The sequence below is a fragment of the Flavobacterium suncheonense GH29-5 = DSM 17707 genome, from assembly GCF_000430025.1.
Lineage (GTDB): Bacteria > Bacteroidota > Bacteroidia > Flavobacteriales > Flavobacteriaceae > Flavobacterium > Flavobacterium suncheonense.
The window spans coordinates 42,391-65,750 of the sequence record NZ_AUCZ01000009.1; the positions used below are offsets into that span (position 1 = coordinate 42,391).

The 23,360-nt window shown below is 43.3% G+C and carries 18 protein-coding genes; 13 read left to right on the forward strand and 5 right to left on the reverse strand.

From position 1 onward, the window contains the following. The first annotated feature begins 32 nt into the window (after window positions 1-32). Entirely contained in the window at window positions 33-1,178 is a 1,146-nt protein-coding gene (locus G498_RS0106565; protein ID WP_026980448.1) for a cystathionine gamma-synthase, read from the forward strand. Between the two features lie 68 nt (window positions 1,179-1,246). Here G498_RS0106565 and G498_RS0106570 read toward each other — a convergent pair whose 3' ends face one another. Continuing rightward, a complete protein-coding gene (locus tag G498_RS0106570; RefSeq protein ID WP_026980449.1) occupies window positions 1,247-2,029 on the reverse strand; it encodes a THC0290_0291 family protein in 783 nt (260 codons plus the stop codon). Window positions 2,030-2,221: 192 nt separating this feature from the next. Between G498_RS0106570 and porZ the strand changes: the two genes are divergently transcribed. The 5 genes from porZ to G498_RS0106595 all read left to right on the forward strand — a co-directional run bounded on the left by porZ (window position 2,222) and on the right by G498_RS0106595 (window position 9,853). Continuing rightward, window positions 2,222-4,516, forward strand: coding sequence for a type IX secretion system anionic LPS delivery protein PorZ (gene porZ, locus G498_RS0106575; RefSeq protein WP_026980450.1), 2,295 nt, complete (start codon window positions 2,222-2,224; stop codon window positions 4,514-4,516). Further along, window positions 4,516-5,229, forward strand: coding sequence for a DNA repair protein RecO (gene recO, locus G498_RS0106580; protein WP_026980451.1), 714 nt, complete (start codon window positions 4,516-4,518; stop codon window positions 5,227-5,229). The genes porZ and recO overlap by 1 nt, the downstream gene beginning before the upstream one ends. Before the next feature lie 102 nt (window positions 5,230-5,331). Continuing rightward, window positions 5,332-8,733: an isoleucine--tRNA ligase gene (gene ileS, locus G498_RS0106585; protein WP_026980452.1), complete on the forward strand. Its 3,402-nt coding sequence runs from the start codon at window positions 5,332-5,334 to the stop codon at window positions 8,731-8,733. A 60-nt stretch (window positions 8,734-8,793) separates the two neighbouring features. Beyond that, window positions 8,794-9,174, forward strand: coding sequence for a TraR/DksA family transcriptional regulator (locus G498_RS0106590; RefSeq protein ID WP_026980453.1), 381 nt, complete (start codon window positions 8,794-8,796; stop codon window positions 9,172-9,174). Between the two features lie 85 nt (window positions 9,175-9,259). Continuing rightward, the gene (locus G498_RS0106595; RefSeq protein WP_026980454.1) at window positions 9,260-9,853 is read left to right on the forward strand and encodes a lipoprotein signal peptidase; all 594 of its coding nucleotides are present in this window, start codon (window positions 9,260-9,262) and stop codon (window positions 9,851-9,853) included. A gap of 109 nt (window positions 9,854-9,962) precedes the next feature. On the opposite strand, the gene G498_RS15730 is transcribed toward G498_RS0106595, so the two are convergent. The 4 genes from G498_RS15730 to G498_RS0106615 are packed head-to-tail and all read right to left on the reverse strand — an operon-like array spanning window position 9,963 to window position 13,033. After that, on the reverse strand, window positions 9,963-10,166 hold the full coding sequence (locus tag G498_RS15730) for a hypothetical protein (protein ID WP_131387688.1): 204 nt from the start codon (window positions 10,164-10,166) through the stop codon (window positions 9,963-9,965). A 32-nt stretch (window positions 10,167-10,198) separates the two neighbouring features. Next, a complete protein-coding gene (locus tag G498_RS0106605; protein WP_026980456.1) occupies window positions 10,199-10,768 on the reverse strand; it encodes a 5-formyltetrahydrofolate cyclo-ligase in 570 nt (189 codons plus the stop codon). Continuing rightward, window positions 10,737-11,999 (reverse strand): pyridoxal phosphate-dependent decarboxylase family protein, encoded by a 1,263-nt coding sequence (locus G498_RS0106610; protein WP_026980457.1) that lies wholly within the window; start codon window positions 11,997-11,999, stop codon window positions 10,737-10,739. The genes G498_RS0106605 and G498_RS0106610 overlap by 32 nt, the downstream gene beginning before the upstream one ends. A gap of 56 nt (window positions 12,000-12,055) precedes the next feature. Further along, window positions 12,056-13,033 (reverse strand): succinylglutamate desuccinylase/aspartoacylase family protein, encoded by a 978-nt coding sequence (locus G498_RS0106615; RefSeq protein WP_240470464.1) that lies wholly within the window; start codon window positions 13,031-13,033, stop codon window positions 12,056-12,058. A gap of 118 nt (window positions 13,034-13,151) precedes the next feature. On the opposite strand from G498_RS0106615, the gene uvrC reads away from it, so the two are divergent. From uvrC to G498_RS0106650, 7 genes are all read left to right on the forward strand, one after another. After that, entirely contained in the window at window positions 13,152-14,957 is a 1,806-nt protein-coding gene (gene uvrC, locus G498_RS0106620; protein ID WP_026980459.1) for an excinuclease ABC subunit UvrC, read from the forward strand. 1 nt (window position 14,958) lies between these two features. After that, complete coding sequence (locus G498_RS0106625; protein ID WP_026980460.1) at window positions 14,959-17,160, forward strand: patatin-like phospholipase family protein; 2,202 nt, start codon at window positions 14,959-14,961, stop codon at window positions 17,158-17,160. A gap of 112 nt (window positions 17,161-17,272) precedes the next feature. Beyond that, entirely contained in the window at window positions 17,273-18,718 is a 1,446-nt protein-coding gene (locus tag G498_RS0106630; protein ID WP_026980461.1) for an amino acid permease, read from the forward strand. Between the two features lie 234 nt (window positions 18,719-18,952). Next, window positions 18,953-20,110, forward strand: a complete 1,158-nt coding sequence (locus G498_RS0106635) for a homogentisate 1,2-dioxygenase (RefSeq protein WP_026980462.1) — start codon at window positions 18,953-18,955, stop codon at window positions 20,108-20,110. 55 nt (window positions 20,111-20,165) lie between these two features. Further along, window positions 20,166-21,329, forward strand: a complete 1,164-nt coding sequence (gene hppD, locus G498_RS0106640; RefSeq protein WP_026980463.1) for a 4-hydroxyphenylpyruvate dioxygenase — start codon at window positions 20,166-20,168, stop codon at window positions 21,327-21,329. A 298-nt stretch (window positions 21,330-21,627) separates the two neighbouring features. Continuing rightward, entirely contained in the window at window positions 21,628-22,419 is a 792-nt protein-coding gene (locus G498_RS0106645; RefSeq protein WP_026980464.1) for a DUF3108 domain-containing protein, read from the forward strand. Between the two features lie 2 nt (window positions 22,420-22,421). Further along, window positions 22,422-23,348, forward strand: a complete 927-nt coding sequence (locus G498_RS0106650) for a tryptophan 2,3-dioxygenase family protein (protein WP_026980465.1) — start codon at window positions 22,422-22,424, stop codon at window positions 23,346-23,348. Window positions 23,349-23,360 lie beyond the last annotated feature (12 nt).

Consider the following 23,360-nt stretch of genomic DNA (forward strand, 5'->3'; position numbering starts at 1 on the left):
GCCGTAATTTTATCCTCTAAAATATAAAGAACATGAAGTTTAATACAAAAGTAATACATGGCGGACAACACCATGAGAAAGTAACGGGAGCAGTGATGCCTCCTGTTTTTCAGACCTCTACTTTTGCTCAGGTGTCACCAGGGCAACCGATAGGGGAATACGAATACAGCCGTGCGGCAAACCCGACACGTCAGGCTTTGGAAGATGCGTTGGCGTCGATTGAAAACGGCGCGCGCGGTTTGGCCTTTTCTTCCGGTTTGGCAGCTACCGATTGTTTGTTGCGCCTGTTCAAGGCCGGTGACGAAATCATCGCCATGGACGATTTGTACGGCGGCACGTACCGTTTGTTTACCCGTCTGTACAAAGACAGTGGCATCAAATTTCATTTCGTGGACATGAACGATTTGGACGGTTTTCAAAAGTTAATCAACGAAAACACGAAATTGGTTTGGGTGGAAACGCCTACGAACCCGTTAATGAAGTTAGCCGATATTGCGGAAATTGCCAAAATCACGAAAAAACACAATATTTTGTTCGCGGTAGACAACACCTTCGCGACGCCGTATCTGCAAAAACCGTTAGACTTAGGCGCGGATATCGTGATGCATTCCGCTACTAAATATTTAGGCGGTCACAGTGATGTGATTGCTGGAGCATTGGTGATTAAAGATAAGGCTCTGGGAGACGAATTACATTTCAAACAATTCGCAACCGGCGGAACTTTAGGGCCAATGGACAGTTTCTTGGTGCTAAGAGGCATCAAAACGCTTCACTTGCGCGTGCAACGCCATTGCGAAAACGGAGCCAAAGTGGCGGAGTTCCTGAAAAACCATCCGAAAGTGGATAAAGTATACTATCCGGGCTTGGAAAACCATCCGTTTCATGACATTGCCAAAAAACAAATGCTTGGCGGATTTGGCGGCATGGTGACCTTTACCTTCAAATCGGGAGCTAAAGCAGATGCAATTAAGTTTTTGGAAAAAGTTCAGGTGTTTACCTTAGCGGAATCTTTAGGCGGTGTGGAATCTTTGGCGAACCATCCGGCGTTAATGACCCACGCGTCCATTCCGGAAGACAAGCGCAAAGAAATCGGAATTACCGATGATTTGGTTCGTCTGAGTGTAGGTGTGGAAGATGCCGATGATTTGATTGAAGATTTGAAGCAGGCCTTAGCCTAAACAGTAAAAGTATAAAAAAGAAAAACCCGAGCCATCGCTCGGGTTTTTTATTCTGTCAAATGTACTGATTAATCTAGATAATAAATGTAACCGAAGTTTAACCAAACCAACCAGTCGTTAGCTTTGTTCTCCTTGTAGATATCCGGATCCGGGTTCAAACCGTCTACCCAGTTGGAGAAATAGTATTGCCAACGCAAGTCTAACATTAAGTCGGACAATTCGGTTAATTTGTAGCGTGTTCCTACAGAAGCTACTACAGACCAAGTGCTGCCGCTGTCGTTGGAAACCCCTCCGATATATTTGGTTGGTAATACTCCCGGCTGGTCAATACGACCCAATTTGGAATACGCTTCCGGTTTGAAGAAAGAGTAGTGTGCTCCTAAGCTTACAAACGGTCCAAAAGCACCATTGGTAGCTGTAAAGTCACGGATACTTAAAGGGAAATACTCCAACTGCATACCAATATCGGTAACCGAAGCTTCTCCACGCATTGCTCTTAATTGCTGCGCAGTGATAGACTGTTTTTTGTCGTCTACCCATTTACCAAAATGCTGTAAGTTGGTTTTATTGTAGGACAACTCACTTCTTAATTTGAAGTGATCGTTAAAGTAGGTTTCAGGGGTATAACAGTTACACTCGGCGCGATAAGAAAAGTTAAGATAGTGAATCAGCCCTATCCCATAGCCTGTGTTTCCTGAATTGGTTTCAAAATCGTATCTCACACCATAATCCGACATAAACATTACAGGACCTGCGATGGCTCCCACTTCATGAGAGAAACCAAATTGCGCTCTGGTAAGACTGCTGCTGCCAATTACGGTCAGTAAAAGCAATAAAATTTTTTTGGGCATCTTCAATTCTATTTAGGTCAATTTCGGACAAATATATAAAAACATACTTCACTTTAAAAAAAAAAGAAAAAAAATACGTGTTATAAAAAAATTAAATTTCTTATTTAAAATAAAACTGATTTAAAAGAGTTAAGGTATAAAACGAGGAATCTTAGGGTTTTCGTTTATATTTGTAGAAATGATTCAGCACTAATGAAAAAGGTTTTTGTTTTCTTTTCGGTATTTTTTTTTCAAAGCATACTTTTCGGGCAGCAAAATCAGCTTTGGAAAAGTTATTTTTCGTACAGCAACATCAAGGATTTGTCTCCTTCAGCCGATAAAGTTTATGCCGCCGCGGAAAATGCTCTTTTTTCGAAAAACCTAAGTACCGGTGAACTTAAAACAACAACCTCAATAGAAGGATTTAAGGCGGAAATCATTACGGCCATGCACCACAGTACAGCTTTTAATAAAACGCTGGTTGGGAACAACAACGGATTGCTTTTAGTGGTTGATGAAGTCGCAGGAACCGTTCTTAATGTGATTGACATTGTCAACAAACCCACGATACCGCCGAATAAAAAGAAGATTAACGACATCTACGAACACGAAGGAAAAGTCTATCTGTCCTGTGATTTTGGGGTTTGTGTGTTTGATCTGACCATCGATCAGTTTGGGGATACCTTTTTTATCGGGCCGGCTGGTGAAGAAGTGGAGGTGTATCAAACCACGGTACACAACAATTATATTTATGCCGTGACTTCCATCTATGGCATCAGAAGAGCCGAAATAACTAATCCGAATCTGGTCGATTTCAGCCAGTGGTCTGTTTTTGATGCCGGGTATTGGAGCGGAATTGAAACCTTTCAGAATCAGTTGGTTGCTTCGAATTCAAACACAACCGTTTACCGGCATACGGGAAGTGCTTTCAGCCCTTTGTTAAATGTGGGTCAGCCGATAATCGATTTGGAGGCTTACGACAACCGACTGACAATCACCGGCAACAACCATGTGTATGTGTACAATGAGAATTTTATGGAATTGGCGCACATTACCCAAATACCGGAGGTAGTCTCTCTTTTTTCCTGCGCCACCACAATTGGGGATAAAATTTTTGTGGGGACTGCAGACAAAGGACTTTACGAAACCGCGACTACCAATTTGTCGGCTTTTGTGAACAATACGCCAAACGGCCCTTTCCGGAATAATATCTTCAACGTAAAAAAAGCGCCTAATTTTCTTTGGGCGGTATACGGCGATTACACCAAACAGTACAATCCTTATCCGTTAGACGAATTCGACATCAGTAAATATTCCGAACAGAACGGCTGGACTTCGATTCCTTACTCAAATCTTTTGGGTGCAAAATCGCTTACGCGGATAGGTATAAGCCCTGCCTCCAACAATGTTTTTGTAAGTTCTTATTTTTCAGGATTGCTGAAAATTGATGCTCAGGAAAACGTAACGCTTTTCAATCAGACCAATACCGGACCCAACGGATTGGAATCTTTGGATATTGGTGATCCGTCTTACATAGACATCCGGGTTAACGGTCCGACATTTGATAAAAACGGAAACCTTTGGATGACCAACAGCCGCATTAAAAAAGCCATCAAAGTAATGAAAGCCGACGGCAACTGGCAGTCTTATACGTTGGAAAATATTACAACCAATCCCATAGACGACGACTATGCCTCCATGGTAATCGACAAAAACAATACCAAATGGATACCGTCTTACCGCAACGGCGTTATCGCCTTTAACGAAAATTACAACAACAAATTCATTCTCATCAAAGAAGGATCCGGATCCGGGAATCTGCCCAACAATGACGTGCGTTGTGTAGCTATAGATAATAAAAATCAGCTCTGGATCGGTACCTTTGACGGACTCCGTGTAATTCCGAGTGTCGACCGCTTCCTTTCCGAAGACACGCTCGAATCCAATTCCATTATCATACTCGAAGACGGACTGGCGCAGGAATTATTCTATCAGCAGAGTATCTGGGACATCGCCGTAGACGGTTCCAACCGCAAATGGGTGGCCATAGCCGAGGCCGGAGTGTTTCTACTGTCGCCTAACGGTCAGGAAACCATTTATCATTTTACCATGGAAAATTCACCGTTGCCGAGCAATAACATCAACGACATTGAAATCGACGGTGAGACCGGAGAAGTATATTTCGCGACCGACAGAGGCCTGGTGTCCTTCAAAGGTGTTTCGACAAGACCGGCCGAAGATTTGAGCAACGTGTATGTCTATCCGAATCCGGTGCGTCCGGGCTATGAAGGCACGGTAAAAATCAGCGGGCTGATTGACAACGCGAACGTGAAAATTACCGATATCGAAGGAAACCTCGTGTATGAAACAACATCCGAAGGCGGAACCATAGAATGGGATACCAGAGCTTTTGGCAAACACAAAGTAGCTTCCGGTGTATACATGATTTTCATTGCTGCGGAAGACGGCGTGGAAACCAAAGTGAAAAAAGTAATGATTGTCCGTTAATGCAGGTCAAAACCAAAGCGATTGTCCTCAGTGCCTTAAAATATCAGGAAAAATCCCTGATTGTCAAATGCTTTACGGCATCCGACGGATTGAAATCGTATTTTGTGCCGAGTGCGTTTTCGGCTAAAAAATCCAATCAGAAGGCCGCGTATTTTCAGCCGTTGTCGATTCTGGAAATCGAAGCCAACCACAAAAACAAGGGAACCTTAGAACATTTTAAAGAAGTCCGGCTTGCATTTCCGTACCATTCCATACCTTCCGATGTGGTAAAAAGCACCATTGTGATTTTCCTGTCCGAAGTGCTGCACCACAGCATCCGCGAGGAAGAGCAGAACCGGGAATTGTTCACCTTTCTGGAAACGGCGCTGCTTTGGCTGGACAACCACGAAGAAACAGCCAATTTTCACCTGATTTTATTGCTGGAAATCACCAAATTTTTAGGGTTTTATCCCGATGTTTCCGAAATCGGTTTGCCTTTTTTTGAATTGAACGAAGGCGTGTTTTCCCAATTTCACGCGTTGAGTTGTCTTTCGGAACACGAAACCGTTCTGTTTAAAAAACTGATTGGTTTGAAATTCGATTCCGAACAGAAAATTTTCGCCGGAACCGAACGTCAGATTCTTTTAAAAATCCTCCTGAATTACTATTCCGTTCATTTGGACGGATTTAAAATGCCGAAATCCTTAGAAGTCCTCAAGGAAGTTTTCTCGTAAACCGCACAAAAATCATCAGTTAGCCGTGTATTTTGTCATAGTATTAACGTAGAATTAGTCAAAATTCCGTACTTTCGCGCATTGATTTTAGAAAACGACAAAATGAGTACGAAATTCACTGAATACAAAGGACTTGATTTGCCTACCGTGGCTTCTGAAGTGCTTGATTTCTGGAAAAAGCAAAACATCTTTGAGCAAAGTGTAACGTCCCGTGAGGGCGCGACCCCGTATGTGTTTTTTGAAGGGCCGCCTTCCGCCAACGGTTTACCGGGCATTCACCACGTGATGGCGCGTGCGATTAAAGATATTTTCTGTCGTTACAAAACTCAAAAAGGGTTTCAGGTAAAGCGTAAAGCGGGTTGGGACACTCACGGCTTGCCGGTGGAATTGGGTACCGAAAAAGAATTGGGCATCACCAAGGAAGACATCGGGAAAACCATCTCCGTAACCGAATACAACGAAGCGTGTAAAAAAACCGTAATGCGCTACACCGATGTGTGGAACGACCTGACCGAAAAAATGGGCTACTGGGTGGATATGGAAGATCCATACGTAACCTACAAATCCAAATACATGGAATCGGTATGGTGGTTACTGAAACAGATTTACGATAAAAATTTACTGTATAAAGGCTACACCATCCAGCCGTATTCGCCCAAAGCGGGAACCGGATTGTCTTCGCACGAAGTAAACCAGCCGGGTTCGTACCGCGATGTTACCGATACGACCATTGTGGCGCAGTTCAAAGCAAAAGACGAAACGCTGCCTGAATTTTTACAAGGTTTCGGAACGATTCATTTTTTAGCCTGGACGACTACGCCTTGGACGTTACCGTCGAATACTGCGTTAACCGTTGGGCCAAAGATCGATTATGTGTTGGTGAAAACCTTTAACCAATACACCTTCGAACCAATCAACGTGATTTTGGCAAAACCATTGTTAGCGAAACAATTTGGAGGAAAATATTTTGAAGCAGTATCCGAAGACGATTTTGCGAACTACAAATCCGAAGACAAAAAAATACCGTACACGATTTTAGCGGAAAGCAAAGGCGCTGATTTAGTGGGAATCAAATACGAGCAATTATTGCCGTATGCGCTGCCGTACCAAAATCCTGAAAACGCTTTCCGGGTAATTTCCGGAGATTTCGTTACTACGGAAGACGGTACCGGTATCGTACACACCGCGCCGACGTTTGGTGCCGATGACGCCAAAGTAGCCAAAGAAGCCACACCGGAAGTGCCGCCCATGTTAGTGTTGGACGAACACGGAAACCCAATGCCACTGGTGGATTTACAAGGCCGTTTCGTGGCTCAAATGGGTGAATTGGCCGGCAAATATGTGAAAAACGAATACTACGATAAAGGAGAAGTGCCGGAAAAATCCGTAGACGTGGAAATCGCGATTCGTTTAAAAGAAGAAAACAAAGCGTTCAAAGTAGAAAAATACGTGCACAGTTACCCACACAGCTGGAGAACCGATGAACCGTTGTTGTACTACCCGTTAGATTCCTGGTTCATCAAAGTGACGGAGGTAAAAGACCGCATGTTCGACCTGAACGAAACCATCAACTGGAAGCCGAAAGCTACCGGAGAAGGCCGTTTCGGAAACTGGCTGAAAAACGCGAACGACTGGAATTTGTCGCGTTCCCGTTACTGGGGTATTCCGTTGCCTATCTGGAGAACGGAAGACAAAACCGAAGAAATCTGCATCGGTTCGGTGGAAGAACTGTACAACGAAATCGAAAAAGCCGTTGCAGCCGGTCTGATGGCGGAAAATCCGTTTAAAGGTTTCGTAATCGGCGATATGTCTGAAGCGAATTACGAGTTGGTGGATTTACACAAAAACATAGTCGACAACATCGTTTTGCTCTCCGCTTCCGGAAAACCGATGAAACGCGAAGCCGATTTGATTGACGTTTGGTTCGATTCCGGAGCGATGCCGTATGCACAATGGCATTATCCGTTTGAAAACAAAGACTTAATCGACGGTAACAAGTCCTTCCCTGCGGATTTTATCGCAGAAGGTGTAGACCAGACCCGCGGCTGGTTTTATACACTGCACGCCATCGGAACACTGGTTTTTAATCAGGTAGCCTATAAAAATGTAGTATCCAACGGTTTGGTATTGGATAAAAACGGGCAGAAAATGTCCAAACGACTGGGCAATGCCGTAGATCCGTTCGAAACCCTGAAAGAATATGGCCCGGATGCGACCCGCTGGTACATGATTGCCAACGCGAACCCTTGGGACAACCTGAAATTTGACATCGAAGGCGTGGCCGAAGTGCGACGAAAATTCTTCGGTACTTTATATAATACGTACTCGTTCTTTGCGTTATATGCCAACATCGACGGTTTTTCTCATAGTGAAGCCGAAGTGCCGCTGCACGAAAGACCGGAAATCGACCGTTGGATTTTATCGGAACTGCATTCGTTAATTCAACTGGTGGACGAAGCCTACGACGATTACGAACCAACCAAAGCCGCCAGAGCCATTTCCGATTTCGTACAGGAAAATCTGAGCAACTGGTACGTGCGTTTGTGCCGCAGAAGATTCTGGAAAGGCGAGTACGGCACCGACAAAATTGCCGCGTATCAGACGTTGTACACCTGTCTGGAAACCGTAGCTAAATTATCGGCTCCGATTGCACCGTTCTTTATGGATCGTCTGTATCAGGATTTGAATGCCGCAACAAACAAGGAAAGTTTCGAAAGTGTACACCTGGCGAAATTCCCGCAATTTGTTGAAAATTTTGTTGATAAATCACTCGAAAGCAAAATGTTGAAAGCGCAGACGGTTTCGTCACTGGTATTGTCGCTTCGCAAGAAAGAGATGATCAAGGTGCGTCAACCGCTGCAAAAGGTGATGATTCCTGTACTTGACGAGGTGCAGCGGGCGGAAATTGAAGCGGTTTCCGACCTGATCAAGGCTGAGGTAAACGTCAAAGAAGTAGAGTTGTTGGACGATGCTTCCGGGGTACTGGTAAAACAAATCAAACCGAATTTTAAAACTTTGGGACCGCGCTTTGGTAAAGACATGGGGCTGATTTCCAAAGAGATACAAAATTTCGGTCAGGAACAGATCAATAAATTAGAAAGAGAAGGCGAAATAAGTATTGTTATTTCAGGAAATAGTATTACTTTAACAACAGAAGATGTGGAGATTTCTTCACAGGATATCGAAGGTTGGCTAGTAGCAAATTCCGGGGGAATAACCGTAGCCTTAGATATTACGATAACCGATACTTTACGAAAAGAAGGTATCGCCCGCGAACTGGTCAACCGAATTCAGAATATCCGCAAAGATTCAGGTTTTGAAGTGACGGACAAGATTAAAGTGACAATGCAAAGAGACGGCATCATTCAGGAAGCCGTAAACGATAACGAAGCATACATTAAATCGGAAACCTTAACCGAAGAACTTGTTTTTACCGAACGTATCGAAAATGGTACGGAAATTGAGTTTGACGACCTAAAAACAAGAATATTAATTTCAAAATGAGGGAAACCGGAAGGTTACATCTGACAAATTAATGAGTAATTAACCAAAAACAGATGAATTATGGTAGATGAACAAATAAGATATTCCGACGCGGATTTAGCGGAATTCAAAGAATTGATTCTGAAGAAACTGGAAAAAGCGAAAAACGATTTGGATTTAATAAAAAGCGCTTATTTAAACGATTTGAATAACGGAACCGATGATACATCTCCTACGTTCAAAGCCTTCGAAGAGGGAAGCGAGACCATGTCGAAAGAGGCCAATTCACAGCTTGCCATTCGTCAGGAAAAATTCATCCGAGATCTGAAAAACGCTTTGATTCGTATCGAGAATAAGACCTACGGGATCTGTAAAGTAACAGGAAAACTTATCAATAAAGAGAGATTGAAACTGGTTCCGCATGCCACCATGAGCATTGAAGCCAAGAACCTGCAACGTTAATCTTTTCAAAATTTTACTGAACGCTCCATTAGGGGCGTTTTTTATGTTATATAAATAGTTTACTTTTGCTTTCAAATTGAATGAAATGTCGCTAAAAAAAGCCTATTTGCTGGTCATTCTGATTCTGGTGGTCGACCAGCTTTCCAAAATATACATCAAAACCAATTTTGAACTGGACGAAGAAGTGTATGTGTTCGATTGGTTTCGCATTCACTTCATTGAAAATTCCGGTATGGCCTGGGGTGCAGAAATTCCGGGTGCTTTCGGAAAACTGTTGCTCACGAGTTTCAGAATCCTGGCCGTGGGAGGCATTGCGTACTGGCTCTGGGATGCGGTAAAAAAACACGCCTCCAATTATTTAATTGTTGCTGTAGCCTTGATTTTAGCCGGCGCAGTGGGAAATATTCTGGATTCGGTATTCTACGGAAGAATATTCAACGACAGCTACGGACAGGTGGCCACGCTGTTCAGCAGCGAACCTTACGGGCAATGGTTTCACGGGAAAGTGGTGGACATGTTCTATTTTCCGATTTGGGAAGGGAATTTGCCTTCGTGGCTGCCGATTTGGGGCGGACAGCATTTTACCTTCTTCAACGCAATTTTTAACGTAGCCGATGTGGCAATTTCCACCGGTGTAGGCATCCTGATTGTGTTCAACAAAAAAGCGTTTGGAAAATAGGTTGTCATAAAATCAGCGGTTTCCGAAGATAAAATAAGAAGCCACGGATTCTCGAATTAAAAGCAAATAATTCGTGAATTCGTGGCTTTCTCCGTTATTGCGGAAAATATTATTTATTGTGTCCGCGGGCATGTTTTCGGGCGCTTTTGTCCCCGTGAATCTTTTTGGCATGTCCCGGCGGTAATCGTTTCTTTTTAACTTTAACTGTTTTGTGATGATGATGGTGGTGGTGATGCGAACACTCACTGAACCCCAGCATTACGGTAAGGGCCAATACAGTGTAAAAGGTTCTTTTTAAAAATGTATTTCTCATAAATGGTATTTTGGATTTACGAATATACTTTTTTAAAACAGAAATTCAAATATTCCTTCCGGTGTTACGCAGTAATTTAAACGGATGTCGTTTTCGGCAATATCGGTAATCGTATCTTCCGGATCGAAATAGGAAAGCCCGACTTTAATGACATCAGGTTTGCATTCGCTCAGAAACGTGTCGTAAAAACCTTTGCCGTAGCCTACGCGGTGTCCGGTTTTATCATAGGCCAATAGCGGTACAAACACTACCTCAATTTTTGAAACAGGCACTTCAAGACCGTCCACAGGTTCCGGTATGCCGTACGCGTTTTTCTGGATTTTCGTATTGTCCGTCAACAGGTAATGCGTCATTTTCCGCGTGTCGAAATCGGATTTGGCAATCACGACCTCTTTGTCCCGTCCGGCCAAAATCTGCAACAGGAATTCCGTATTGATTTCGTTTTGGGCTTCAATCGGTAAAAACAAATGGAAATAAGTCTTGTCCCAAACCGGCAGGCCCAAACACTGGTTCGCAATTTCCAGACTCATCAGCTGGATTTCATCAAACGTGAGTTTTTTTCGGTCGTCTTTATACTTTGTGCGGAGTTCTTTCTTTAGCATGGAGTGTTCGTTTCAAATCAGCTGTAAAAGTACTCAAATGATCGACTTCCACGTGGTCCATGATTACAATTTTATACCAACGGTTGCCGATACCGTGTTTTTGCGGTACCAGATCGTATTTTTCTTCCAGTTCTTCCGTGATGCATTCCGATTGAATCGTCACGATATTCATAAACGGATCCCGGAAGTATTTTACCTGCAATGCATCCAACTGCCGGCAAAGCCAATCCGTGCGCATCTGCAAAACCCGGATTTTTTCGCACCAGCCAAACGGACCGTAGGTAAAAAGAATCATCCAGACCGCGATGGCATTCGCACCACTTCGGCTGCCGCACAAGGTCAAATCCATACCTTCCACGTATTCGGCTTCCTGAGTCAGGACGTTTTCGATTAGTCCTTTTCTGCATAAGAAAACACCCGTTCCGTAAGGCGCCTGTAACATTTTATGCGCATCAATGGTAATCGAACTGATTTTTGGATTTTCAAAATTGATAGTGCTTTCCGGATTGCTGAACGGATACACAAAACCACCGTAGGCCGCGTCAATATGCAATTTGTACAAAAGCTGATGGCGTTCCAGGATTTCACAATATTCTTCCGGATCGTCAATGGCACCAAACATGGTGGTTCCCATATTCGCCACCACTATGAAATATTTTTTACCCTTGTTTTTTGCTCCGACGACGATTTTATCCAAAGCGACTTTGTCCAGTTTCCGGGTTTCGAAATCCACGGGAACGGCATAACGGTCCAGCATCAGTAAATTGGAAGCCTTCGGAATGGAATAATGCGTGTCTTCCGAAGCAATAATCGCAATCTCCTCCGCGGAAGCGTCGCAATAATTCATAAAAAAATTGCGGTACATCCAAATGGCCTGTATGTTGGCTTCCGTGCCGCCCGGAGCGATATAGCCGTCGTAGGAAAGCGGTTCGGCTTTAAAAATATCTTCCGCCAGCACTTTCAGCACTTCGCGTTCCATTTTCTGCGTACCGCTAAACGCTTTTTCCGAAGTGCCGAAGGTATGGCAACCGATATGGTTCGGATTGGCCACATAGGCCTGCAGCGTGGGCGCATCTTTTAAAAAAGGCGCTTCGTTATTGAAGACTTTGCCGTCCAGTTTGGAGGCGGGATAGCCTAAAGAAGCGTCGTGTGCAAAGTTTACGTTTTCCTGTAAGGCGCGCTCAATACGGGCTTGGCGTTCCTGTTGCGTGAGTTTTTTCCACGGTAGCATAGTCCTGAATTTTCTTCAAAACTAAGGGCTTCCACATACATAAAATATGATAATTGTTAGGTTTGAGATTCCAATTCGGTGGAAATATGATAAATAGCATCCCCTTGGTACACAATCGGCGCTTCGTTCACGTTGATGATGTAGCCGGCATTGGGCGCTTTCATCTTGTGTTCGATTTTGCCGTACGGATCGGAAATGGTGGCTAAGAGTTGTCCTTTTTCCACATAACTGCCGATTTTGGTATAGCCGTGGAACATCCCCGAATACCGCGCGCGAATCCAGGCCGATTTTTCAATGTAAATGCTTTGGTGGTCAGTAGGTTCTGGTTTTTTTCTCGGGTTCAGCATGCCCAGGTGTTCCAGCACGCGTTTGGCGCCTTCAATTCCCTGCTGGGTGATTTCTTCGTTGATGTCGATAGATTTTCCGCCTTCAAACAGCAGCATTTTTACACCGAGTTTGTCACAGGAGTTCCGGAACGAACCGCTAATGTTGTTGGAATACAACGTGAACGGAGCATTGAAAACGGAAGCCAAATCTCTCAATTCAGGATTTCCCGGTGCGATTCGGATTTGCGCGGCATTGAAACGGGCGGCACCACCGGCGTGAAAATCGATGGCATAATCCACGTTCGGGATGATTTCTTTCAGCAGGTAATACGCAAAACGACTGGCTAAGGAACCGTTTTTACTTCCGGGGAAGACGCGATTTAAATCACGACCGTCTGGAAATTCGCGCGTCTGGTTTACAAAGCCGAAAACGTTAATAATCGGAATACAGATAACCGTCCCGGTTTTGGGTTTGTTGATTTTCTTCACGATAAGCTGCCGTACAATTTCAATCCCGTTGATTTCGTCCCCGTGCAACCCGGCCGATAACAAAACGGTTGGTCCCGGAAGTTTGGAACGCTCCACAATGATCGGGATTTTCAGTTTGGTCATGGTGTGGAGCTTGGCAATTTCCATGTTGATGGTTTTGCTTTCTCCGGGTAAAATCTCTTCTTTCAGTATTTTCAGGATGTTATTGCGGTAGTTCATAGCAGGTTAAAATGCTAAAATAGTAATATTTATAAATTATAGGTAACGAATTGTTAGGAAGTCGCTTTTTCGCAAACAAATTCGTAAATTTGAAACTAACAAAGAGCCAACAACTACCATGTCGCTTTCCGCTTTAGAACTTCAAATCCAAACCTTACCGGACAGTCCCGGCGTGTATCAGTATTACGATAAAGACGGTAAAATTCTCTATGTCGGGAAAGCCAAAAATCTGAAAAAACGCGTTGCGTCGTATTTCAACAAAGTGCACGACAACGCCAAAACCAATGTGATGGTCCGGAAGATTGTCGCCATCAAGCACATTGTCGTTCCTACGGAAACCGATGCGTTATTACTGGAAAACAATCTGATCAAAACCTTACAGCCGCGGTATAATGTGTTGCTTCGCGACGACAAAACCTATCCGTGGATCTGCATCAAAAACGAGCGTTTCCCGCGAATTTTTTCCACCCGAAAAATGATTAAAGACGGTTCGGAATATTTTGGGCCGTATACGAATTTTAAAACCGTACACACGATTCTGGATTTGGTAAAAGAACTCTATCCGCTGCGCACCTGCAATTACGATTTGAGCAAAGCCAACATCGACAGCGGCAAGTTCAAAGTCTGTCTGGAATACCATATCGGGAACTGCAAAGGGCCTTGTGAGGGGTTGGAATCGATTACCAATTATGACAAACAGGTGCAGGCCATCCGCGAAATTCTCAAAGGAAATTTTAAAGAGAGTTTAAAAGACTTTAAAAAACTGATGAACGATTTGGCGGTCGACATGAAATTTGAAGAAGCCCAGAAAATCAAAGAAAAAATAGAAGTTTTAGAGAATTATCAGGCGAAATCGACGATTTTAAACCCTAAAATTTCCAACATCGACGTGTTTTCGATTGTGTCTGACGAAAGCATGGCCTACGTGAATTTCCTGCAGATTTCCCACGGCGCGATTGTCCGTTCGCATACGATGGAACTAAAAAAGAAACTGGAAGAAACCGACCAGGAACTGCTGGAGTTAGCCGTAGTGGAACTCCGCGAGCGTTTTCATCTGAATTCCAAAGAAATCATCCTGCCGTTCGAACTCGATTTCGGCGACAAAATAAAAGTGACCGTTCCTAAACTGGGCGATAAAAAACAAATCCTCGATTTGTCGGAACGCAATGCCAAATATTACCGTCTGGACCAGCTCAAACAAATCAAAATTGTCGATCCGGACCGGCACACCAACCGCATCATGGCGCAGATGCAGAAAGATTTGCGTTTGTCTGTCGAGCCGCGGCACATCGAATGTTTTGACAATTCCAACATACAGGGCACCAATCCGGTGGCGGCCTGTGTGGTGTTTAAAGACGGTAAGCCGAGCAAGAAAGATTACCGGCATTTCAACATTAAAACGGTCGAAGGTCCTAACGATTTCGCCTCGATGGAAGAAGTTGTTTACAGAAGATATAAGCGTTTGCTGGACGAAAACGAACCCTTGCCGCAGCTCATCATCATCGACGGCGGAAAAGGTCAGTTGTCTTCCGCTTTAAAAAGTCTGGACGATTTAGGGCTGCGTGGAAAAATCGCCATCATCGGCATTGCCAAACGTCTGGAAGAACTGTATTATCCGGGCGATTCGGTGCCGTTGTATCTTGACAAAAAATCGGAAACGCTGAAAATCATTCAGCATTTGCGGAACGAAGCACACCGTTTCGGAATTACCTTTCACCGCGACAAACGCAGCAAAGCAGCCATTCAGACCTCGATTGAAAGCATTCCGGGCATCGGCGAAAAAACCATGATAGCGCTGATCAAACACTTCAAATCCGTAAAAAGACTGTCCAAAGCGACCGAAAAAGAAATTTCTGAGGTTGTAGGACTTTCAAAAGCCAAAAAAATTGTCGAATTTTACAAGGAATCCAATCCAAAACAATAAAATGAAAAAACTTTACCCGCTGCTTTTTCTCTTTAGCTTAGTTTTTTCTGCTGTGGCCCAAGATCAAAAAAAACCTAAAATAGGAGTGGTTTTAAGTGGCGGCGGTGCGAAAGGATTGGCGCATATCGGCGTGTTGAAAGTGTTGGAGGAAGCCGGCGTAAAAGTGGATTACATTGGCGGAACCAGTATGGGTGCCATCATCGGAGGATTGTATGCTTCCGGTTACAATGCCCGACAGCTCGATTCGATTTTCAGTGTGGTGGATTCGGATGCCCTGCTTCAGGATTATATTCCCAGAACGTCCAAGAATTTTTTCGAAAAAAGGAATGATGAGGTATATGCCTTAACCCTTCCGTTTAATAAGTTCAGGGTAGGCGTTCCCACGGCGCTTTCCAAAGGGTTGTACAATTATAACCTGCTCAGCAGACTGACCAGCCATGTGCGGTACGAACGCGATTTCAGCAAACTCCCGATTCCGTTTGTCTGTATTGCCACCGATATTGAAACCGGAGAAGAAATTATACTGAAGGAAGGTGTTTTGCCGCAAGCTATTTTGGCCAGTGGCGCTTTTCCGTCGCTGTATGCTCCTGTGGAAATTAACGGAAGATTGCTGATCGATGGCGGGGTTACAAACAATTACCCGATAGAAGAAGTTAGGAAAATGGGCGCCGACATTATTATCGGAGTGGATGTGCAGGACGGTTTGAAAGACCGAAACAGCCTTGGCGGTGCTTCCGGGGTTTTGGTGCAGATTACCAATTTTAACATGATTGAAAAAATGGAAGCCAAGCGCCAGCAGACCGACATTTACATTAAACCGGATATCAAAGGGTTTTCGGTGATTTCATTCGATCAGGGCAGCGAAATTATTACCAAAGGAGAAGAAGCCGCTTTCGCGGTGTATGAAGATTTGGTTAAGCTTGGCGGTCAGAAAGAGGCGCGCAACCAAGCCGGTTCGATACTAACGGATACATTACAGATTAATGACGTTTCGGTAAATGCACTCAATAATTTTACCCGGGCTTATGTGCTGGGCAAAATGCGCTTAAAGACCAATTCAACTATAAGTTACAAAAGGCTTAATGATGGTTTTGGGAATTTGAATTCGACACAAAATTTCAGTTCGATCTCCTATTCGTTTGAAAAATCCGGAGAAGGCGATAAACTGGTACTGAATTTAAGGGAAAATCCGGTCAACCGTTACCTTCGCTTTGGTGTTCATTACGACGAGCTTTACAAAAGTGCCGTGCTGGTTAATGTAACGCAAAAGAAATTGTTTTTCAAAAACGACGTGATTGCGGCCGATTTGATTTTAGGGGACAACATCCGGTACAACCTGAATTATTATTTCGATAACGGGTTTTACTGGAGTTTCGGTTTCAATTCCAGATTTAACGGGTTTAATAAAAACATCCAAACCGATTTTTCCGGCGGAGCTTCACTGACAAGTTTAGATGTAGAGTCCATCAACATTGAATTTTCCGATCTGACCAATCAATTGTATGCCCAGACCATTTTTGCGCAACGGTTTCTTTTGGGAGGCGGCATCGAGCATAAATACCTGAGAATTGAGTCTGAAACGCTGCGAAATACCACGCCTTTGTTGGAAAACAGTTCCTATTTCTCGCTGTACGGCTATCTGAAATTCGATTCCATGGATAAAAATTATTTTCCGAAAAAAGGCTTTAAGTTTGACGGCGATTTCAAATCGCTATTCTACTCGACAGATTATCACAATAATTTTGAACCTTTTTCAATTGCAAAAGCCGATTTGGAATTAGTGCATACTTTTTGGAAAAGAATCACTTTAAAACTGCAGTCGGAAGGCGGATTTGCCATCGGGGAGCGCACCGTACCGTTTCACGATTTTATTTTGGGCGGATACGGCTACAATATGATTAACAATTTCCGTCATTTTTACGGGTACGATTTCCTGAGCCTTTCTGGAGACAGTTATGTAAAAGGTGAAATAGGGCTGGATTGGGAGTTTTATAAAAAAAACCATTTGAACCTGACCGGAAATTTTGCCAACATCGGAAATAATATTTTTGAAAGCGACAACTGGATTCCAAAACCTTCTTATACCGGTTATGCTGTCGGGTACGGTATGGAAACGTTTATCGGTCCGATAGAAATCAAACACAGCTGGTCGCCGGAGACCCACAATCATTTTACCTGGTTTAGTGTCGGATTTTGGTTTTAAGAACCCTGTAAAGAGCCATAAAAATTTTATTTTCTCTTTAATTCCTGCTTTTTTTATGCGAATGTTTTTAAAAAAGTCTATTTTTGGGAACTAAAATACCAAAACTATATTTATGTCTATTTGGAAAACAAAATCCCTGACGCAATTGCTTAGTGAAGCGTCAGAATCTGAAAAAGGTCTGAAAAGAACACTTTCTTCCCGAGCTTTGGTTGCTTTGGGTATCGGAGCCATCATCGGAGCCGGATTATTCTCGTTAACCGGAATTGCCGCAGCAGAACACGCCGGTCCGGCCGTAACCCTGTCCTTTGTTGTGGCGGCTGTAGGTTGTGCCTTTGCGGGATTGTGTTACGCAGAATTTGCCTCCATGATTCCCGTAGCAGGAAGTGCTTATACGTATTCGTATGCCACCATGGGAGAATTCATGGCCTGGATTATCGGATGGGATTTGGTGTTGGAATACGCATTGGGAGCTGCCACGGTTGGAGTGAGTTGGTCGCGCTATTTCCTCGAATTGCTCAATAAATTTGGAATTCATCTTCCGCACAGTCTGATTTGTTCTCCGTGGGAAACGTTAAAACTGAGCGACGGAACCGTAATTGAAGGCGGAATCATCAACTTACCGGCTATTTTTATCGTGGTTTTACTGTCGTTGTTGTTAATCCGAGGGACAAAAGAGTCGGCCTCGATGAATAACTTTTTGGTAGTACTGAAAGTATGTGTGGTAATTCTGTTTATCGTTTTGGGATGGAGTTATATAGATTCAGCCAATTATGATCCGTATATTCCTGCCAATACAGGGGTTAAAGGAGAGTTTGGAATTTCCGGAATTGCGGCAGGAGCGGCTACGGTTTTCTTTGCTTTCATTGGGTTTGATGCGGTGTCTACTGCGGCACAGGAAGCTAAAAATCCTCAGAAAGGCATGCCAATCGGGATTTTAGGATCGTTGGTAATTTGTACCATATTATACGTTTTGTTTGCCCACGTAATGACCGGTTTGGTGCCGTATTACGAATTTGCCGGTGATGCAAAACCAGCAGCTACGGCCTTTGCCAAAACGCCATATACGTTTTTACAGACCGGTTTGATCGTTGCAATTTTAGCGGGCTATACCTCCGTAATTTTAGTGATGCTGATGGGGCAAAGCCGCGTGTTTTACTCTATGAGTAAAGACGGTTTATTGCCGGGCTTCTTCGGGGAAATTCATTCAAAGTTCCGCACGCCCTGGAAAACCAATATTTTCTTCATGTTTTTCGTGAGTATTTTTGCCGGATTTGTGCCGGTAAGCGATTTGGGTCACATGGTAAGTATCGGAACCCTGTTGGCTTTTGTACTGGTGTGTATCGGTGTAATGGTAATGCGTAAAAAAATGCCGGATGCGCCAAGATCTTTCAGAACGCCATTGGTGCCTTTCGTACCGCTTGCCGGGATTTTGGTATGTGTGTATTTGATGTATTCGTTACCGCAGGAAAGCTGGATTCGTTTGGTGCTTTGGATGGTTATCGGTATAGCGATTTACTTTATCTACGGTAAAAAGAACAGTAAACTGAACAACGAATAATTTTTAAAACCATAGGAAAAACCCAAAAAGTATAACAATCTCGTTTCTTTTTGGGTTTTTTTGTTTGATGATTTTTACGGAAAAAATTCCGATATTTGTAGTGTTATGCATACACCTTGGAACGGTTTATTGGCACATTTAAAATTCCTCATCAAGAGAAATCCTGAATGAGCTGTTTTTATTTGGTATGAGCGGGTTTTTATAAACGAACGTTAAACTTAAAACAAATAAAAAATGCCATTTTATCATAAATTAGGGAAAATTCCCCACAAAAGACACATTCAATTCCGCAAGGAAAACGGCGATTTGTACTACGAGCAGTTGTTCGGTACGATAGGGTTTGACGGAATGTCTACCAATATGTACCACGAGCACCGTCCTACTCAGGTAAAGGAAATTCGCAAGCAGTACAGTGTAGCGCCTAAAATAGCCAAAGCGAATAACATCCAATCTTACCGTCTTCGCGGATTTCAGGTAACTCCGGAAAATGATTACCTGGAAAGCCGGAAAGCTGTTTTAACCAACAGCGACTGTACGATTATCTTAGCGGCGCCCAAAGAATCCACCCGTGATTATTTCTATAAAAACACCGATGCGGACGAAATGATCTTCATCCACAGAGGAACCGGAAAATTGCGTACCATGTTAGGGAATCTGGATTTCAAATACGGCGATTACCTGATAGTGCCGCGCGGTATGATTTACAAAATTGATTTCGACACCGAGGATAACCGCCTTTTTATCGTGGAATCCCGTCGTCCGATTTATACCCCGAAGCGTTACCGCAACTGGTTCGGCCAATTGCTGGAGCATGCGCCGTTTTGTGAGCGCGACATCCGTCAGCCGCAGGAACTGGAAACCTACGATGAAAAAGGAGATTTTGTCATCAAAGTAAAAAAGAAAGACGAAATTTTTGAAATGGTCTACGCAACCCATCCTTTTGACGTAGTGGGCTACGATGGTTTCAACTATCCGTATGCCTTGTCCATTCACGATTTCGAACCGATTACCGGAAGAATTCATCAACCGCCTCCGGTGCACCAGACTTTTGAAACTGATGCGTTTGTAGTGTGTTCGTTTGTGCCGCGTCTGTACGATTACCATCCGTTGGCCATCCCGGCACCGTACAACCACAGTAACATCGACAGCGATGAGGTGTTGTACTACGTAGACGGCGATTTCATGAGCCGTAACGATATTGAAGCGGGGCACATCTCCCTGCATCCGGCCGGAATCCCGCACGGACCGCACCCGGGCGCTTACGAGCGAAGTATCGGTAAGGTAGATACGCAGGAGTTAGCCGTAATGGTGGACACGTTCAAACCGTTAATGGTTACGGAAGAAGCCATGAAGATTGCTGATGAGCAGTATTACCAATCTTGGTTAGATTAAAACAATAAACACAACTCAGGACACTTACAGTTGTCCTTAAAAAATATAAAATATCATGTCACAAGAAATAAAATCAGTAGAATACGGATTAGAAAAAATTTTTGAAGGAGCTCAGGACTTCCTTCCGTTGTTAGGAACCGATTATGTGGAATTTTACGTAGGGAACGCCAAACAGGCGGCACATTTTTACAAAACCGCTTTCGGATTTCAGTCCCTTGCTTATGCAGGTCTGGAAACCGGCGTGAGAGACCGCGCATCGTATGTGTTAAAACAGGATAAAATCCGCTTGGTGTTGACCACTGCTTTAAACAGCGATTCGCCTATCGGAGAACATGTTAAAAAACACGGCGATGGGGTTAAAGTTATCGCACTTTGGGTGGAAGACGCTCGTTCTGCCTACGAAGAAACCACCAAACGCGGGGCAAAACCTTATTTTGAACCTACCGTGGAAAAAGACGAAAATGGCGAAGTCGTGCGTGCCGGAATCTACGGTGCTTACGGAGAAACTGTATTTGTTTTCGTAGAGCGCAAAAACTACAGCGGTATCTTTTTACCGGGATACAGCGAATGGAAATCCGATTACAATCCGGAGCCGGTTGGGTTGAAATACATCGACCACATGGTGGGTAACACCGGTTGGAACCGAATGAACGAAGCCGTAAAATGGTTCGAAGACGTGATGGGCTTTGTGAACTTCCTTTCTTTTGACGACAAACAGATTACCACGGAGTATTCGGCATTGATGTCGAAAGTAATGTCCAACGGCAACGGACGCATCAAATTCCCGATTAACGAGCCGGCACACGGAAAAAAACGTTCCCAAATTGAAGAATATTTGGATTTCTACGAAGACGAAGGTGTTCAGCACATTGCCGTAGCGACGGATGACATCATCAAAACTGTTACCGACATGCGTTCCCGCGGCGTGGAATTTTTAAGTACCCCACCACAAGCCTATTACGACGCGATTCCGGATCGTCTGAAGGACCATATGTCAAAATTCAAAGAAGACATTAACGAATTGCAAAAGTTAGGTATTATGATTGATGCCGACGATGAAGGTTACCTGTTGCAGATTTTCACCAAACCGGTGGAAGACCGTCCGACCCTTTTCTTTGAGATTATTCAGCGTATGGGAGCCCGTGGTTTCGGAGCCGGTAATTTTAAAGCTCTTTTCGAGTCGATTGAAAGAGAGCAGGAATTGCGAGGAACTTTATAAAAAACCAGTTTAACTGACGATAATTCAAAAACTAACCTTTTAAGAATTGAAATTTTGCTAAAAATGTGTTAAAGTTGAATTTTTAGTTGCAAATCACTAAAAAAACAATGTACATTTGCACTCGCAAAAATGAGGAAGTCATAACCCCTCATCGGAGCAAGTAAATTTTTCATAATTTATAGTTTTTTGGTTGGTTAATAGCATAAAAACTCAGTCATTATTTTGACTGGGTTTTTTTGTTTGTTAAATTTGGAATGGAAATTGCAGAAGTAGTTTTACATTCTTAAAATTAAAACCAATGAAAAAGATTATAGTATCCTTACTATTACTCGGACTACTGATTTTTGCAGCTTCTTTTTCCGTTGCGAAACAGGACACTGCTTTTACCACAGGAGAGTTTTTCAAGTTCCGAATCCATTACGGATTGGTTAATGCCGGCTATGCTACTCTGGAAACGAAAGAGGCTATTCGCAACAATAAAAAAGTGCATCATGTTGTGGGTAAGGGATATACGGTTGGGATGACTAAGTTTTTTTTCAAAGTGGAAGACGATTATCAGAGTTATTTCGACAAAGAAACCGGTCAGCCCTATCAGTTTGTCAGAAAAATTGATGAAGGAGGGTATACCAAAGATCAGGAAGGTTTTTTTAATCAAACAAAAAACACGGTTTTAGTTAAAGACTACAAAAATAAAACCGAAAAAACATTTGCGGTTACCGAAAATGTTCAGGATATTGTATCTTCGTTTTATTATTTGCGGAATCATCCGAAAATCGACAAACTTACACCCGGAGAATCTATCGTTATCGATATGTTTTTCGATGATGAGATTTACAAATTCAAACTGAAATATCTTAAACGTGAAGATATCAGCACCAAGTTTGGAACCGTTTCATCCATGGTATTCCGTCCTTATGTGCAATCCGGAAGGGTTTTTAAGGAGGAAGAAAGTTTAACGGTCTGGATTTCCGACGATGAAAACAAAGTGCCGCTCCGAATCAAAGCCAGTTTGGCCGTAGGGTCATTAAAAGCCGATTTGGACGGATTCAAAGGTTTAAAGAATTCGTTTAAAGTAAAGGTAAAAAATTAACCATGGAAATTACTCCGGAAGTTCACGATAAAATCAAACAGATTGAGGAAAAATATTCAGCCATCAATCAAAAAACAGAAACCCATTTAGAAGGCCTTTTATGGTCCAAACCCATTACGTATTGGGATTACATTCAAACGGATGCTTTGTTGAGCCTTCAGATACAAAGAACCGTATTGCCGGATGAAATGGTGTTTATCATGTACCATCAGGTCAACGAATTGCTGTTCAAAATGATTTTATGGGAAATCCGTCAGGTAGCTTATACCGAAAAGCCAAGCACTAAATTTTTTGCCGAGCGGTTGATGCGCATCAGCCGCTATTTCGACATGCTGACCACTTCGTTCGACATTATGGGCGACGGGATGGAAGTGGAGCAATACCTGAAATTCCGCAACACCTTAACGCCGGCCAGTGGTTTTCAGAGTGCGCAATACCGCATGATTGAGTTTGCTTCTACCGATTTAATCAACCTTATTGACCACCGTTTCCGGGCGACAATAGACCGCAACACACCGTACGAGCACGCCTTTGAACACTTGTATTGGCAGGCCGCCGGAAAAGATTATAAAACCGGAGAGAAATCCTATTTGCTGCAGGAATTCGAACGAAAATACAAAAAAGAGTTTTTAAGCCTGATGGAAGAATACAATACCATCAACCTGTGGAAAAAATTCAAACAATTGCCGGAGGAAGACCAAAAAAATCCCGATTTAGTAGCGGCAATGCGTCATTACGACAAAACGGTTAACATCACATGGGTGATGGGTCATTACAATGCGGCAGTTAAATATATTGAGAGTGTTCCGGGCAATCACGAAGCTACCGGAGGCAGCGACTGGAAAAAATACATGCTGCCAAAATACCAAAGACGCATATTTTTTCCCGAACTTTGGAGCAAAGAGGAATTAGAGCGCTGGGGAGAATAAATCACTAATCAA